The organism is Rohdeia mirabilis (genome assembly GCA_007750655.1).
Classification (GTDB): Bacteria; Planctomycetota; UBA1135; order UBA1135.
This window is the reverse complement of sequence record CP036290.1, coordinates 402941-419504: the sequence shown is the minus strand read 5'-3', so window position 1 is coordinate 419504 and position 16564 is coordinate 402941. Positions and strand designations below refer to the sequence as shown.

The following is a 16564-nucleotide window of genomic DNA, read 5'->3' as shown; positions in this document are numbered from 1 at the left end:
TGGGCGAGGATCGAGGGACCGTGACCCACGCCACCAGGACCGACCGAAGTCGCTCGAGCACGCGCGCCGCCGCCGCGCTCGCGTGCGCCCTGTTCGCCGCCGCGTGCAGCGATGGTGCGGCGCCGGAGTCCGCGGACTCGAGCGCGGCGGCGCCGAAGAACGTCCTCATGGTCGTCGTCGACACGCTGCGCGCCGACCGACTCGGCTGCTACGGCGCCGAGCGCGACACGTCGCCCAACATCGACGAGCTGGCGGCTCGTGGCACGCGCTTTGCCCGCACGCAGACGGTCGCGCCCTGGACGATGCCGTCGATCGCGACGCTGTTCACCGGGCTCTTTCCCAGCGCGCACGGCGTCGTGGATGCGACGCGCGCGCTGCCGACGGAAGCCGTGACCCTGGCCGAGACCTTCGCCGCCGCGGGATACTCGACGGGCGGCGTGGTCAGCCACACGATCATCGGCGAGGTCACCGGCTACGACCAGGGCTTCGAGTACTTCGACGAGACGAACGCGCGCGGCCACGAGTGGGTCTCGACCGCGTCGGTCACCGACCTGGCCGAGGAGATGCTGGTCGAGTTCGCCGAGCGCGACCAGCCGTTCTTCCTGTTCGTGCACTACTTCGACCCGCACTACGAGTACCTGCCGCACGACGAGTTCGACTTCGCGTCGGCCGGTTCGGGGCGCCTCGACGGCAGCCAGTCGATCGGCGCGCTGCGGCGGATGATGGCGGACTTCACGCCGGACGAGCTCGCGTACCTGCGCGACGTGTACGACGAGGAGATCGCCCACACCGACGCGGGGATCGGCGTCCTTCTGGCGGCGCTCGACGAGGCCGGCGCGACCGACGACACGGTCGTGCTGCTGACGGCCGACCACGGCGAAGAGTTCGTCGAGCACGGCTGGCTCGGACACACGCGCTCGCTGTACCAACAGGTGCTCGACGTGCCGCTCGTGGTGGTGGCGCCTGGATCGGGGCCGAGCGGACACGTGGTCGACACGCCCGTCTCCACCGTCGCCGTCGCGCCGACCGTGCTCGAGCTCGCGGGCGTCGCCGGCCCGAACGGGATGCAGGGCGCGTCGCTGGCGCCGTTCGTGCGCGGCGAGTCCGGCGGCGATTCGACGCCGGTCCTGACCGAGGTCGCGTTCCTGCCGCTGCGCCCCGACGGGTTCGTGCGGCGCGCGTTCGGGCAGTCGATCCTGAGCGGCGACCTGAAGCTCGTGCGCGACGAGGACGCGGGGACGGTTGTGCTGTACGACCTCGGCACCGATCCCGGCGAGCGCGACGACGTGGCCGACGCGCGGCCCGACCGCCGCGACGCACTGCTGGCCGAACTGGAGCGCGAACTCGAGCGTCTCGGCGCGTCGCCCCTGCCGGTCGCGCGCCGCGAACTGTCGCCCGCGCTGCTCGAGCGCCTCGCAGAACTCGGCTACGTCGGTGCCGCGGGCGGCGACGCGGACGAGGGCGGCGCGGACGGCCACTGATCGCCGCGACGATCGAGAGCGCGGATCAGAAGGCGATCGGCACGACCGCGCGGTCCTCGCCGCGCTCCGTGAGGCTCGCCTTCGACCGCTCGTCGTTCGCTAGTGGATTCCGGCGTTGTGGAGCAGAGGACCGAAGTCCCATTCCGCATCCGACCGGAACACGAGATCCGTATAGGTCTCGATCCGATCGATGACGCCATCCGTGTCGGCGTCGATGAACATGAGCGGTTCGCCGTCTTCGATGGTCTGCCGGCGCTCGGCTCTCGTCGTGCCGCCAGACGGGTCCTGGTACTCCGAATCCAGCAAATAGACGTAGCCCAGCCCCTTCATCTCGCCGTATCCGAACGCCGTGTCGATCCGCTCCAGCCCCCTATCGAAGGGCAGCACACCCCGCCCACCACCGGGCCCGGCCACGAGCGTTTCGACCCCGCTCTCCACGTCGATCCGAGCAATCGTGCCGCTCATGATCCACTTGACGAGGAAGCTCCGCCCCGTGCCCGGCACGTGCATCGGAGCGAACGCGGCGATGGGCTCGACGTCGGGACTGCGATCCGAATAGAGCGTCGTGCGACTCGCGACCTGCGGAGGCGACCACGTGTCTTCGCCGTCTGCCGCCAGCTGCGCGGGTGCGCGCAACACGAGTTCCTCGATGACGACCTCTTGCACCGGTCCGTCTCGCCACCCAGCGATCAGCAGCGTGTTGGAGCCCGAGCGACACATGGCGGACACGACGAAGTCCGCGGGAACGGTCTGCGTGTCGCCGACACGCGTGGGATCGGGGGGGACGCGGCTCCCGCGGTACTTCGACCGGTGGAGCCAATCGATCTCGAGTCCGAGTCCTGTCCGGGACGAGGTCCACTCGGGCCGAATGTCCGCGATCGACGTGCCGCCTGAGGCGTCGGGATAGAAGAGCCGCAAGTGCGAGTACGCCGTCAGTCCGTTCGCCACTCCCCGCAGGCGCGCTGGCGTCGGGTGCTCCACCCGCTCCACCGGCACAACCGACACAACCGACACAACCGGCTCGCGACTTCGAGAGCCCGTGACGGTTGCGAGTACACCGCCGAGAACGGCGAGGATCGCGGCGCCCAGCACGAAATGGCGGAGAGGTCGAGACATGGTTCGCGTGGGAGGCGCGCGTCGTGGTGAACGGGACGGGACCGGTTTCGGCGCTCGCGCTCCCTCGAGGCCCAACCGCCACCGCACGAGCGGCGTTCGAACGGGCCTGTGAAGAGCCGGGCCGCGAGGAGCGGGAGTACGGAGCGCCGCGTCCGCGGTTCAGACGTGGTCCCGAGGAACGCCTCCGAGCGACGGTCCGCCGCTGCGCTTCAACGCTGAAAGGTCCCTGCACCGACGCCGGAGCGAACCGACACGAACTCCCGCGGAATCGACGCGATTTGGCACGCATCTCGCCAGAATGGGCGCGCTCGATCGCGGTAGAAGCCCGCTCGCCTCATTCGTCACCCCTCGACTTTCGAAACGCCATGTCGCTGTTCGCCTCGCTCGCCCTCGCTCCGGCCCTCGTCCTCCTGCAGGACCCGGCGGCCGCCCCCGTCGCCGCTCCGCCCACCGCCGCGCCCCAGCCGCTGTTCTCGATGTGGATCGACGACATGCCGGGTCTGATGCCGTCGCCCAAGGACGCCGGCCTCGTCGCCGCCCTGGCGATGATGGACGGGCGCCTGCTCGACCTGATGTCCGAGCTCGAGGACCAGATGCCGCCGCTGCCGCCGCAAGCGATCGGCGTGGCGACCAAGCTGATGATGGGCCGCAAGAGCCTGCGCGTGTACCCGGCGACCGACCCGAACTCGCCGCTGCCGGTGTTCGTGCAGCTCGAACTGCAACAGGACAGCCCGCAGCTCGCGCAGCAGTTGGCCGGCTCGGTCATGAACCTCTTGACCGACATGGGCATGCCGCTCGGCGACCCGCGCGCCGACGGTTCGCGCCTGGTCGAGATGCCGGACATGCCGCCGATCGCGCTGCAGGTCTCCGGCCCGAACTTCGTCGTCAGCCTGGGCGGCAGCACGACCGCGCCCGGCCGCCCGACTCTCGGTGCCCTGCCGTCCGGCGTGCGTCCGACGATGTCGATGCGCCTCGACATCGGCGAGATCAGCGAGATGTTCCTCGGCTTCATGGAGAGCCAGGCGTCGACCGAGGAAGCCGAACAGATGGCGATGATGTTCGACGCCTACGGTCTGCAGAACCTGGTGATGCAGATCGACTCGGGCGCGGACGCCGAGCGCTCGTACAGCGTCATGAGCATGCCCGGCTACGGCGCGACGATGCGTTCGATGGGCATGCTCGCCGAGCGCGGCCTGACCGAAGCGGACTACGCGATGGTGCCGACCGACGCCGAGTGGGCGCAGCTCTCGACGATCAACGCCAGCGGAATGCTCGACTACATGCTCGAGATGGTCGCGCCGATGCTCGAGGCGGAAGGCATCGAGGACCCGCTCGCGATCCTGCGTGAGGAGACGGGCTTCGACCTGCGCACCGACATCGTCGACAACCTCGGCAGCGTGATGGCGATGTACACGTCGCGCACGACCGGTGGCGGCGGCATGCTGTCGACGGTCGCGACGATGGAGCTCTCGAACTCCCAAGGCATGCTCGCGACCCTCAACCGTCTGCGCGGCATGATCGACCAGATGGCGGCCGACGAGGCCGATGGCTACGTCCGCGTCCGCGGCTGGGAGCACGACGGCACGCCGCTCATGACCCTGACCTTCCCGGGCCTGCCGATCCCGCTCGAAGCGACGATCGCCGTCACCGGCACGCACCTGGTGGCCGGCATGACGCCCCAGGCGACGTTGGGCGCGCTCGCGCACATGAAGAGCGGCGGCGCGGGTCTGCTCGCCAACGCCGGCTTCCGCAGCCAGCTCCCCGGCGATCCGATCGGCGCGATGGGCGCCCAGTTCATCGACATCCCCCAATTGGCCGGCGACTCCTACGGACTGGCGAGCCTGGTCTGCTCGGCGATCGGCAACGCGATGCGTTCGCCGAGCTCGACGCGCGAGCCGGGGCTCATCATGCCCTCGTACACCGAACTGATGCACGGCGCGAAGCCGATGGTCATGCTCGCCCGCGTCGTCGGCGACGACCTGATCGAAGAGGGCCGCGCGGACAACTCGATGCTCGTGAACATGGCCGGCCTGGTCGGCATGGTCGCGTCGAGCCCGATCGGACTCCTGGTCGGTGCCGGCATGGTCGGCGGAGTCCTCGGCGAAGCGCGTAGCTCGGCGTCGTCCCCCTACGCGGACTGGGACACGACCGAGTACGACTTCGAGGAGTGGGAAGAGTCGGAATGGGACGAGGAGGAATGGGAGGAAGCCGACTCCCTGGAGGACGTCGTCGAGGAGGAACCCGAGCCCGCCGAACAACCGACCGGCGGCGGTCACTGATCCCGTGACTCGAGCGCCCCGCGCGCTCGCGGGCCGACGCACCGGGCGCGGCCGCGTGGACCTTCGGGTTCCGCGCGGCCGCGTCCTGCGTTCCGGCGCGGACGCGAACCCCGACGAGTCGGCCGCGCTCGCCTACAGCTCGTCGTAGAGCGCGGCGGTCGCTTCGGCCGCATCCCCGTCCGCGTTGGTGCGCGTCCAGCAGAAGCGCGCGACGGCCAGGTGCACCACGGCCAGCGCGAAGCAGCCCAGTTGGTACAGGGCCGCGAGCCGATGGGGACCGTCCAGGGCGCCGAGTCCGCTCAGGGCACCGAACGTGGCGAAGGCCAGGAACCCGGTGGTCGCGGTGGCGAGCACCATCGCCACGCGCCGCCGCCCGGCCGCCCGTCCCAGTGCGGCGCAGACGAAGAGCCCGAGTGCAGGGACGCCGGCAAGCAGCGCCGCGGCCACCGAACCGGTCCAACTCGGCGCGACGGCGGCCAGCGCGACGAGCCCGCCCCCCACGGGCCACGTCGCGATCCACAGGGGCCGCAGAGCCCGCGCGCGCACGTCGACCGCGTCGGGTCGAGGACCGAGTCGCGGTGCGTTCGCTCGCGCCAGGGCCTCCGCGGGAAGTCGGGCCGCGCGAGCGCGCACGCGGAGCTGTTTGCGGTGGGCGGGCACAGGTGGTCGAAGTTGGACGAGCGATAGCGAACAGCGGGCTCGGGTGCGGCGGTCTTCGCGCGCGCCCGTGCACCGGATCCGAACGCCGCGCCCGCAGGCGACACCGGACCACGCGTCCGTGCTCATGATGCTCGTTGGCCGTGCTCGACGCTCGCACGTCGGCGCCGCCCCCGCGCCCCGGTGGAGGTGACCCGCAGCCCCCGTCGACCTACCTACCGGTCTCCAACCCCACTCAGCTCGTATGGCCCCCACCTCGCACGCCGTCCGGCTCGCGACCCTCGCGTTCGCGGCCCTTTCCCTCGTCCCGTTCCTCGGCGCCGCCGTCCGCGCGCAGGAACCCGCCGAACGGGACGAACAGCCTCTCACAGCGATCGATCTCGAGGCGGCTCTCGACGATCTCGCGTGCTCGATCAAGCGCAGCGACGCGGTCGCCAAGGACGTGGCGGCGTCGCTCGTCGAGATCGAGGTCAAGAACGGCGGAGCGGAGTGGGCCGAGCCGCTCATCTTCCGCATCACGCCGAAGGACCGCGACGCCGCGCCGCTGTTGGTCGAGCGCGTCGGGACGCCGATCCACGGTCGCACGGGGCGCCTCGTCGGCCCGAAGAAGCGCCAGAAGTACCCGCTGCAGATCCCGCTCTCCGAGAAGGAGCTGCGCGGCGCGCGGGTCACCGTCGAACACGCGTCCTTCTGGCCGACGGGCTCGCCCGAGTCCGAGATCGAGTTCGACGAACGCATCGTCAGCCTCGGTCCGATCGAGGTCGAGCGCGAACGGTCGGAGATGTTCGGTCGCACCATCGACGTGTCGCGCTTCCGCGTGGACAACCGCACCACGTACCCGATCGACGTGATGTTCGAGATGAAGTTCGCGGGCGAGATCGACGGGACCGCGCTCTACCGCGTGCATCTCGGCCCCGAAGCCTCCGAATGGGTCGTGCTCGACCAATTTCAGTTCGACACGAGTACCGAGCACGGAGCCGGAACGCTCGGCGTCGAGGTCCGCAACCTGCGCCCGGTCGACTGGAGCGCAGTGGTCGACGACGGCCAAGAGCTGGCGCGCAGCGAACTCGAGCGGGCCTGGGACTCGTGGGAACGCGTCGATCCCGAGCTGTTCCCGCTGCGCGCGCGCTTCCGGGCGAACGTCTCGGAGATCGGCCTGTTCGGGAGCGACGGGGGGCGCTTCGACATCGTGGACGCCTTCGACGGCTTCGTGACGATCGAGGAGAGCGGCGCGATCGCCCTGACCGATCTCGACGGCAAGCAGATCCGGAGCAAGGGCGAGAGCTCCGTCAAGAGGGCCATGCTCGACGTCGCGAAGCAGCTGGCGCGACCGGCGTTCGCCGAACAGGAGCGCCTTTGGCGTCCGCGCCTGATCGCCTCGGGCACGCCGACGCGCGTCGAGATCGATGCCGCCAGCGACTGGTTCGGCTACTCGACGGTCGAGGTCCGCCTCCAGGACGGCCGGATCGCCGCGTTCGGTCCGCCAGGAGAGGACACGCTCCTCGTCGATCACTGGACCACGTCGCGCACCGGCCCCGACGGACCATGGCGCGTGGACTCGCGCTGGCGCGACAGTCAGAGCCAGGGTGTCGAGCGCCGCAGCTTCCGCTGGCAGCCGTTCGAGGACTCCGCCGTCGTCGCGCGCTACGAGTTCCACGACGAGGGCCTGCTGGTGAAGAACCCGAAGGACGTCGTGATCTCGCTCTCCGGGTGGACCGCGAGTTCGCCCGCGATCCCGAACCCGGAGCCGCCGACCGGCGCCGTCGCCGATCGACTGCGCGAAGCCTGGGACGGCTACTACCGCTATCCGTCGATGGGCGCGCGCTTGACCGGGACCTACGTCGCCAAGACGCCCGGCACCGATGGCACCTGGGGCGGCTACAAGAAGGTCGAAGGCACGTTCGACCTCGGGACGTTCCACAGCGGGTTCTGGCGGCACGTGACCACGACCGTCGAGGGCAAGAAGATCTCGGAGTTCGACCGCGGGCTCCTGATCAACGCGGTCGAAGATCGCTTCTTGATGTGGTCGGGGCGCGAGATGTGCGCGCGACCCTTGTTCGACGTCGCGTTCGCCGGTGCCACACTGACCGCGGAGGACGACGACTGGATCGGCGTCGAGGGCATGCCGACGTGGTCCGGGATCCGCGTGGTCGACGGTCGCATCACGGCCATGCGGCGCGGGAAGAGCACCATCACGACGATCGCGTGGGTCGATCGCGACGGGGCGTTGCTCCCCACGCGCATCGAACAGCTGGGCGGCGGCGGAATGGTCGAGTTCGACTGGGAGTCGCCGACCACGGGCTGGTGGTTCCCGTCGCGCGCGCACTTCACGGCCATCTTCGGCTCGGACTGGGGACCGGAGACGCTCGAGATGGAGGTCGAGACGGTCGAACCCTGAGGGCGCGACGGGCGGGCGCACGCCGACGGCCACTCGGGCACGAACACGACGCCGACCCGATGGTTCGGGCGCGCGGGCGCCCTCCGTCGCGCCCGCGACCCCGTGGGAAGCTCGCCGCTCGCGGCGTCGAGGCGCGCTCGTCTGCGTATCATGGGCCCCATGAGCGCCGTGCTCCGCAACTCCATCACTCTCGACGGCCGCGAGGTCGACTTCGCCCAGGGCGAGACGCTGTACGAGATCTCGGTGCGGGTGCGCGCCGCCGAGCCGAGCCCCTCGCGCGACCCGATCCCCACCCTCTGCTACGACCCGCGCCTCGAGGCCTTCGGGTCCTGCCGGCTGTGCGTGGTCGAGGTCGAGGGGATCCGCAACCCGGTCGCCTCCTGTACGACGGTGGCCGAGCCCGGCATGGTCGTGCACACGGCCAGCGAGCGCGTCGAACGCCACCGCCGCACGCTGGTCCAGATGGTCGTCTCGGAGAACCCGAGCGTGAACGACATCGACCCGTTGCGCGGGTACGCGTCGCAGGAGCTGAAGACCCTGGCCACGCGCTACGGTGCCGACGGTTCGCGCTTCGCCGGCGCGCACTCCGGCACCTCGCGACCGGACGACGGCAACCCGATGATCGGGCGCGACTACGACCACTGCATCTCGTGCTACCGCTGCGTGCGGGTCTGCGCCGAGCAGGAGGGCGACTACGCGATCAGCATCGCGAACCGGGGCTTCCACACCCAGATCACGACCGAGTTCGACGGAGACCTGCGCGACTCGGAGTGCACGTTCTGCGGCCAGTGCGTGCAGACCTGCCCGACCGGCGCCCTCGGCGACCTGCGTGCGCAGCGCTTCGTCGATCTGCCCGAGCCGATCGAGAAGACGCGCACCATCTGCCCCTACTGCGGTGTGGGGTGCTCGGTGGACCTGCTCACGAAGGGCGACAAGCTCGTCGGCGTGCAGCCCGCGATGGACGGCCCCGCCAACGAGGGTGCGCTGTGCGTGAAGGGCCAGTTCTCGTGGGACTGGGTCCAGCACGCGGACCGTTTGACTTCGCCGTTGGTGCGCAAGAACGGCGAACTGGTCGAGGCTTCCTGGGAGGAGGCGTTCGAGCGCGCCGCTGCGGGATTCTCGAAGGCGCGCGACGATCACGGCCGGCACTCGATCTACGCCGTGGCCTCCGGGCGCGCGCCGCACGAGTCGGCCTACTCGGTCCAGAAGTTCGTGCGCGTCGGCTTCCAGACGAACCAGATCGACAACTGTTCGCGTTCGTGACACGCACCGACGGTGGCCGGTCTGGCCGCCACACTCGGAAGGGGCGCGATGAGCAACCCGCTGCGCGACATGGACAAGCCCGATGTGATCTTCTGCATCGGCACGAACATGACCGAGGCGCACCCGGTCGCCGCGACGCGCCTCAAGAAGGCCGTGGCGCGCGGCGCGACCTTGATCGTCGCCGACCCGCGTCTGATCCCGCTGGCCAAGAAGGCCGACATCCACCTGCGGCTGCGCGTCGGCAGTGACGTCGCGCTGCTGGCGGCGATGGCGCACGTCATCGTTCGCGAAGGCCTGGTCGACCGCCGCTTCGTCGAAGAGCGCACCGAGAACTACGAGGAGCTCGCACGTCACGTCGCCGACTTCACGCCGACGTGGGCCGAGGGCATCTGCGGCGTGCCGGCCGCCGACATCGAAGCGGCGGCGATCGCCTACGCGAAGGCCGAGCGCGGAGCGATCTACTACACGCTCGGCATCACCGAGCACATCTGCGGCGTCGACAACGTGCAGAGCCTGTGCAACCTGGCGCTCCTCACCGGGCACATCGGTCGCGAAGGCACGGGCATCAATCCGATGCGCGGCCAGAACAACATCCAGGGCGCCGGCGACTGTGGCGCGCTGCCGAACAACTTCCCCGGCTTCCAACCGGTGACCGACCTCGCCAACCAGGCCAAGTTCGAGAAGGCCTGGGGCGTGAAGGTGGACGCGAAGAAGGGCATCACGAAGGTGCGCGCGCTCGAGCAGTGCGGCGAGCAGATCCGCGCCATGCTGATCGTCGGTGAGAACACCGTCGTGTCGGACCCCGACCGCGTGCACTGCACGCACGCGCTCGAGTCGCTCGACCATCTGGTCGTCGTGGACATGTTCCTGACCGAGACGGCGCAACTCGCCGACGTGGTCTTCCCCTGCACCGGTTGGGCCGAGACGGACGGTGTGTTCGCGAACACCGAGCGCCGCCCCCAGCGCGTGCGCGCCGCCGTTCCGCCCCCCGGCACCGCCAAGCCGGACTGGGAGATCGTCGCCGGCATCGCGCGCGGCATGGGCCTCGCCGGATTCGACTGGCAGGGCGCGAACGAGGTGTTCGACGAGTTCTGCGCGCTCTCCCCCACCTACGCCGGACTCGACTGGGAGCTGGTCGCCGAGGGACGCCACCACTGGCCGGTGCCCGAGAAGGGGCACCCCGGCACGCCGATCCTGCACGAGGGCGAGTTCCTGCGTGGGCGCGGGCTGTTCACGACGCCCAGCTACCGCGACCCGGCCGAGGTGATCGACGACGAGTACCCGGTCTGGCTCACGACGGGTCGCCGCCTCGCGCACTACCACACGCGCACGATGACCGGCCGATCGGCGGGCAGCGACTGGATGGTGCCCGAAGAGCTGGTCGAGGTGCACCCGGACGACTGCGCCGCGTGGGGCCTCGTGGACGGCGACCTGGCCGTGATGTCGAGCCGCCGCGGCGAAGTCGTGGTCAAGGTCCACGCCACGAACGTCTCGCCGCGCGGCACCGTGTTCTGCTCGTTCTCGTTCGGCGACGTGCCGGTCAACAACCTGACCGGCGGCGGCTACGACCCGATCACGGACACGGCCGAACTGAAGGTCTGTCCGGTGAAGATCGAGAAGGCGAGCGGCGTCCTGGCGTGAGCGGCGGCGACCCGAACGACGGTCCCGCCCGATCGGTCGAGCGCCTCGGCGACGGCGCCTTCGATCCGCGCTTCCTGGCGGCGCGCGCGTCGGGCACTGCGGATGGCTGGCGCGCGCTGGCCGAAGAGGTCGCGCCGCACGCCTGGCGTGTTCCGATGCTGACCCCGGAGTTCGCGACGACGCTGCTCGGCGAGATCGACGCGCGCCGCCAGGTGCTACTCGACGCGGGTGAGGAGCTCGACGCGCCGAACTCGATGCACGCGCACGGGGTCGCGCTCGACGAATTGTTGCTCGAGTGGGTGCTGGACGACCTGCTGGCGAACGCGGTGCGGCCGATCGCGCGCCACCTGTTCACCGAGTTCGCCGGCGCGGATCTGGACGCGCACCACGGCTACCTGGTCGAGTACGCGAAGGACGCGGACCAGGACCTGGGCTTCCACGTGGACGACTCCGAGGTCACGCTCAACCTGTGCCTGGGCGACGCGCCGTTCGACGGTTCCGAACTGACGCTCATGGGCCTGCGCTGCGAGCTGCACCGCCAAACGGTCGTGTTCGGCGACGAGACGATCGAGGTCGAGCACAGGCCCGGCACCGCGATCCTGCACGCCGGCGCCCACCGCCACCGCGTCGAGCCCATCCGCCGCGGCCGCCGCCGCAATCTGATCCTGTGGTGCCGGGCGTCGAGCCGGCGCGGCGGCGCGCGCACGATCCAGTGCGAGCCCTGGTGCGGGATGTACGCGGGGCCGCAACGAGCGGCGCACGGGCGTCCACGGTCGAGTTGACAGCCACTGCCTCCGGTCGCCGCCGCACCGACCAGCCCCTAGCGAAAAAGCTGTCCCGGAAGGACGAACGCGATGTCCAGGAAGTCGTCGAACACCACGAGGTCGGTGACACCATCGCCGTCGAAGTCACCCTGAGCGAACGGAGCCCGCGCGAGCGAGGAGACGTAGGGACGCTCCGGCCCAACGGCAAGGTCATCCTCGGAGACGTAGACGCTCAAACCGCGGCTCTCCAACAAGGTGCGTTCGACGATGAGATCTTGAACACCGTCGCCATCCAGGTCCTCGACCATGACATCATTGAAGGGGTAGGAGGTGTCGATCAACGAACCTACCGCCGTGAGAGCGCCGCCACCGAGGTTCTCGAATACGACGACCTCGACACGAGCTTGGACGATGACGTCGACATCACCATCGAAGTCGACATCCGTAGCAACGATCCTGTTCGACAGGCTGGGCACGGGGTAGCTGTTGGCCAGCACCATGCCGCTCGACGACCAGTTCCAGACCCTTAGGAGGTCCGGCTGCGGGCCGGCGGTCAGAACCTCCGCCACGCCATCGCCCGTCAGGTCTACGACCGTGAACTTCTTGACGTTCTCCGCGAAGGGAATGAGCTGTGGGTCCGAGAAGACACCAGTGCCATCGCCAAGGAAGAGCGAGATGTCGTTCGAGTTATTGTTCCCAGTCGCGATGTCCAGATGCCCGTCGCCGTCGAGGTCTCCGATACCGAGACCCTCGGGTCGATCGCCGGTCGAGCGGAAGACCGGTGGGAGGAACGTGCCGTTCCCTCTTCCGATCAGCACCAAGAGAACATCACTCTCCACGGGTCCGAGCGCTACGACATCGAGGCGCCCATCGCCGTTGACGTCCTCGAGCAGCATCTTCGAGAGCAGCATCCCGACGTCTCGCGACGACGTCGCCACCAGGTCGAAGCTCCCACCACCGTCGAACGTGACGACGGCGTTGGAATCCGTCGCAACGACAAGTTCGTCGAACCCGTCGCCATCCACGTCTCCCGCTGCTCCCACTTTCCCTTCGAATTGGGGTCCGCCGATCTCGACCGGGACTCCCAGCTCGTCCGCGTGCCCGAAGACGGCGACAACACCACTCAACTCCGGAAGATTGTCAGCCCACAGCACAGCGAGATCGAGTTCGCTGCGACCATCGAGATTGCCGACTGCCAAGCTTGTGTACGCATAGACCGGGACTGTGGCAGCATCGACGAAGGTTCCGTCACCAACGCCCCTGTAGATCGCGATTCGATCGCCCTTGGTCGAAACAAGATCGTCGCGGCCGTCGCCGTCCAGGTCGGCAACCGCAATTCGGAACCCGAGCCACGAGCTCTGGATCAAGCCGCCGAATCCACCTGCTCCATCACCGAGAGTGACGTTGGTCAGGCTAGACGTAGTAGTGACGACATCGATCGCACCGTCGCCATCGAAGTCTCCGACACCGATCCCACGAGGAGATCCCGGGAGACCGAATTCGACAGTGAGTGAGAACGTTCCGTTGCCATCGTTGTCGAGGACCCCCATCCGAGACTGGTCGTACATCGCGACGGCGAGGTCGAGGTCTCCATCACCGTTCAAGTCGGCGGACGTGAGAAACACAGGAGTTCCTGGGACCGAGAAGGCGAACGGCAGACCGAAGCTCCCGTCTCCATGACCGAGCGCCAACGAGATGGCCCCGAACGCGTCGTTCGAAACAGCGACATCGAGCACACCATCTCCATCGAAGTCCCCGACGACCATGTCGCTCGAGAGCCCCCCGGTCGGAAACGACGACGCATGGACGAGATTGCCAGCACCGTCTCCTACGCAGACATGGGCCCAGCCTGCTGTCCCTGACAGCGCCAGCGCGTCGACTTTTCCGTCGCCGTCGAAGTCCCCGACCTCGACATCCGTCGCGCGCTCCGGTAGTTGAACACTCCCGCCGAGCACCCGGTCCCCACCGCTGCGAGACAGAACGACCGAGAGCGTCTCGAGTGTGAAGTCGCCCACAACGACGTCGTCGATCCCGTCGCCGTCGAAGTCGCCTGCCGCGATGGCGTCCGGACGCCCCGGCAGTCGAAAGAGCGGCTGCGGAAGCAGCGGACCGTCATCGTCCTCGCCGATCGAGAAGCGCCGACCATTGGACAACGCGAGACCTCCGCTCGCCTTCGCGTCGACGATCATCGCCTGGCTCAGGAATTCGATCCCACACAGGTTGGGCGAGAACGACACCGGCACGAGCGTGCCGTACGCGACACCGCTGGTGTCGATCAGCACGAGCTCAGTCGCGAAGAGCGGCGCACCGAGATGCACGGTCGCGTCGAACATCGGCATAAAGATCGGTTGCTCGACGGTGCCGACACCGATCAAGCCCACGGCTCCAGGCGCTGCGGAGGAGAGTCGAAGGCGGAACGAACCACCAACAGCGGGCGAGCCGACGAAGCCCATCTGCGGCGTCCCACGAGTACCGAGGGAGCCTCCTCCCAAGTTGGTCGACGAGGGAGAGTCTCCGGTGGGCCCGAAGATGGTCGACGCGGCGAAGACCGCAACCGTAGAGAGTGTGAGAGCGAGCATGGCTTCAGCGGAAGGTGCGGTTGAGGAGAACAGCGATCCTGGCTCGTTCGAAGTTGGATGCCGCCAGGTCGTCGAGCCCGTCGCCGTTGAAGTCGCCGATGACGAAGTCACCGACCCTGCCACCGCCGTCGAATCGGAGGCGTGCGTCCAATCCCGAAGCCCCGCCTCCTCGAACGAGGGCGATGTCTCCGGTCCAGAAGTCCGCGGTGACCAGCTCGTCCCATCCATCTCCATCGATGTCACCAACAGCGAGCCTGATGGCCCCCTTCCCCTCGACGATCTCGGCGCCGTCGAACGACCCAGCCCCGTTTCCGTGAACGACGATGAGTGCACGGTCGGGTCCGAGGACCCCCGCGAGTAGATCGAGGTTTCCATCCGTATCGTCGTCGTACAGCGCGAGCTCGCCGAAGTTTTGGAACACTTCGAAGGATGGATCGAAGACCGCCCCAGGTGTGAACCCACCAACGCCATCGTTGATGAAGACCTCGATCCCGGCCAGGTCCTCCGTCGCGACGACGAGATCCTTGTCTCCGTCGGCGTCGAGGTCGCCGAAGATCAGTTCTCGCCCGTCACCCGTTGCGAGATCGAGTACGAATGGCGCGCTCAGACTCCCGTCCGATTCCAGCGATCGGAGTTCGAGCGTCGCACTGTCCGTCGTGATAGCCACGACTCGCTCGGGGTGCGTATCGAGCGCTGCAATGGCCAGCGGCCGGCTTTCGAGATCGACGGCCGTCGGGGGTGTGAACGCTCCGTCGCCGATCCCGAGGAAGACGACGAGCCGGCGTCCCCCGGTGTTGTCGATGGCGAGCACGTCGGGGACGGGACCCTCGTCGACCCGCGCAACGACGAACCGGTCTGCGTTGTTCAAGCCGCGGAAGTTGACGGGCAGCGAGAAGCCACCTTCACCATCGTTCAAGTGAATGGTCAGTGCGTCCACTGCGACGCTCGTGCAGACTAGATCGAGATCGCCATCGAGATCGAGGTCCGCTGCACCGATCCGACTCGCATACTCCATCGTCGTTACAGGATTCGGAACTTCGAAACCACCATCCGCCACACCTCGATGGACCGTGATGCCGTCTCTCAGGGCGCCGAACGTGACCAGGTCGGTCATGCCGTCTCGATCGACATCCGCGACACTGAGTGTTTGCCCGGCAAGCTCGTGGAGATTCTCGCTCGACACGACGACCGAGCGACCGGGCTCGAGTCGTAGGACGGTCGTGCGCCCTTCGAGTCGTTCGTGGACGATGAGTTCGGGGTGTCCTCCAGGCTCGACATCGACGAATGCCCAACGCCAGGTGCCGACGGCGGTTATCACACCCACAGGCGGCTCGAACGTTCCGTCGCCGACGCCCCACCGGACGTACAGCCCCAACCCTGGAGGCGCAAAGGTGACGAGGTCCGCCGCTCCGTCGCCATCCCAGTCGGCAAACTCGAAGACCGAGATGTTGCCGCCCAGCGACGTGACGACGGGCGCAGCGAACGTCCGACTGCCCAAGTTGCGAAGCACCTGTACCTCTTTCCAGGTCACCGCGATGTCGAGCGCGCCGTCGCCGTCGACGTCGGCGATCTCGACCTCTTTCAGGTCCTCCACCAAGAGGACCTGGCCCGGCCCGGCCAAACCGACCGCCGAGCCCCAGTAGACGACGCAACGATTCTCGGCGCTCACGGGGCCGCGAAGGACAATGACCACATCGTCGTGTCCATCGGAGTCCAGGTCCCCCACTTCGAGGTCGAGCGCCATGAAGGACAGGTCGGGATACGCCGCTGCTGTGGGAGCCTGGTAGGCGCGGCTCCCTTGCCCGAGCAAGCAACCGAGCGAGCTGCTGTCGTCGTTCGCGGTGACGAAGTCGAGAGTGCCATCACCGTCGAAGTCCCCGACCCCGACGCGCCCCGAGTCCGGATCGGCGTCGATCAGGATGGGTGGATCGAAACCTCCCTCGTGGTCACCATGGGCGATCGCGATCGACTCGCCATCAGCGGTCGTCCCGGCGACGTCGAGGTTGCCGTCACCGTCCAGGTCCCACAGCCCTTCGACGAATCTGGCCAGGAGCGGAAAGTCGTAGATGCGGCCGACGAAGGGCACGTCTCGGCCCGCGACGCCCAACTCGACCCGCCGCCCCGCCGTGAACGCCGTCCCGTTCGGACCGTTCGGATCCTCGATCATCCCCTGCGCGACGAACGTGACGCCGCACAGGCTCGCATCGACGACAGGCACGTCGAGCAGCACCGGCGAGCGCCCATCGCCGTCCGTCACGAACAGCTCGAGCGCGAACAGCGGGAAGCCCGGGTGCACGGTCGCGCCGAAGAACGGGATCGCGATCGGCGTCTCGAACGCGCTGAAGCCGACGCAGCCGTGGGCGTTGGGGCGCGCTCCGGTCACGCG

Annotated in this window: 9 protein-coding genes; 5 read left to right on the top strand and 4 right to left on the bottom strand. The window is 68.5% G+C overall.

The window, feature by feature from the left end:
- Nucleotides 1-20 precede the first annotated feature (20 nt).
- On the top strand, nucleotides 21-1481 hold the full coding sequence (locus Pla163_RS01510) for a sulfatase (protein ID WP_419186197.1): 1461 nt from the start codon (nucleotides 21-23) through the stop codon (nucleotides 1479-1481).
- A 99-nt stretch (nucleotides 1482-1580) separates the two neighbouring features.
- Here the strand turns inward: Pla163_RS01510 and Pla163_RS01505 are convergent, their stop codons facing one another.
- The gene (locus tag Pla163_RS01505) at nucleotides 1581-2120 is read right to left on the bottom strand and encodes a hypothetical protein (RefSeq protein ID WP_145182509.1); all 540 of its coding nucleotides are present in this window, start codon (nucleotides 2118-2120) and stop codon (nucleotides 1581-1583) included.
- A gap of 842 nt (nucleotides 2121-2962) precedes the next feature.
- Between Pla163_RS01505 and Pla163_RS18570 the strand changes: the two genes are divergently transcribed.
- Nucleotides 2963-4876 carry a hypothetical protein gene (locus tag Pla163_RS18570; protein WP_419186196.1) on the top strand — a complete coding sequence of 638 codons (1914 nt, stop codon included), beginning with the start codon at nucleotides 2963-2965 and terminating at the stop codon, nucleotides 4874-4876.
- Nucleotides 4877-5008: 132 nt separating this feature from the next.
- Here Pla163_RS18570 and Pla163_RS01495 read toward each other — a convergent pair whose 3' ends face one another.
- Nucleotides 5009-5422 (bottom strand): hypothetical protein, encoded by a 414-nt coding sequence (locus tag Pla163_RS01495; RefSeq protein WP_145182506.1) that lies wholly within the window; start codon nucleotides 5420-5422, stop codon nucleotides 5009-5011.
- Between the two features lie 355 nt (nucleotides 5423-5777).
- Between Pla163_RS01495 and Pla163_RS01490 the strand changes: the two genes are divergently transcribed.
- The 3 genes from Pla163_RS01490 to Pla163_RS01475 all read left to right on the top strand — a co-directional run bounded on the left by Pla163_RS01490 (nucleotide 5778) and on the right by Pla163_RS01475 (nucleotide 11617).
- Nucleotides 5778-7931: a hypothetical protein gene (locus tag Pla163_RS01490; RefSeq protein ID WP_145182503.1), complete on the top strand. Its 2154-nt coding sequence runs from the start codon at nucleotides 5778-5780 to the stop codon at nucleotides 7929-7931.
- Between the two features lie 150 nt (nucleotides 7932-8081).
- Nucleotides 8082-10835, top strand: a complete 2754-nt coding sequence (gene fdhF, locus Pla163_RS18565; protein ID WP_419186195.1) for a formate dehydrogenase subunit alpha — start codon at nucleotides 8082-8084, stop codon at nucleotides 10833-10835.
- Complete coding sequence (locus tag Pla163_RS01475; RefSeq protein ID WP_145182494.1) at nucleotides 10832-11617, top strand: 2OG-Fe(II) oxygenase family protein; 786 nt, start codon at nucleotides 10832-10834, stop codon at nucleotides 11615-11617. Before fdhF ends, Pla163_RS01475 begins: the two co-directional genes overlap by 4 nt.
- A gap of 38 nt (nucleotides 11618-11655) precedes the next feature.
- Here the strand turns inward: Pla163_RS01475 and Pla163_RS01470 are convergent, their stop codons facing one another.
- Both Pla163_RS01470 and Pla163_RS01465 read right to left on the bottom strand, forming a co-directional pair.
- Complete coding sequence (locus tag Pla163_RS01470) at nucleotides 11656-14178, bottom strand: FG-GAP repeat domain-containing protein (protein WP_419186194.1); 2523 nt, start codon at nucleotides 14176-14178, stop codon at nucleotides 11656-11658.
- 4 nt (nucleotides 14179-14182) lie between these two features.
- On the bottom strand, nucleotides 14183-16408 hold the full coding sequence (locus Pla163_RS01465; protein WP_145182488.1) for an FG-GAP repeat domain-containing protein: 2226 nt from the start codon (nucleotides 16406-16408) through the stop codon (nucleotides 14183-14185).
- Nucleotides 16409-16564 lie beyond the last annotated feature (156 nt).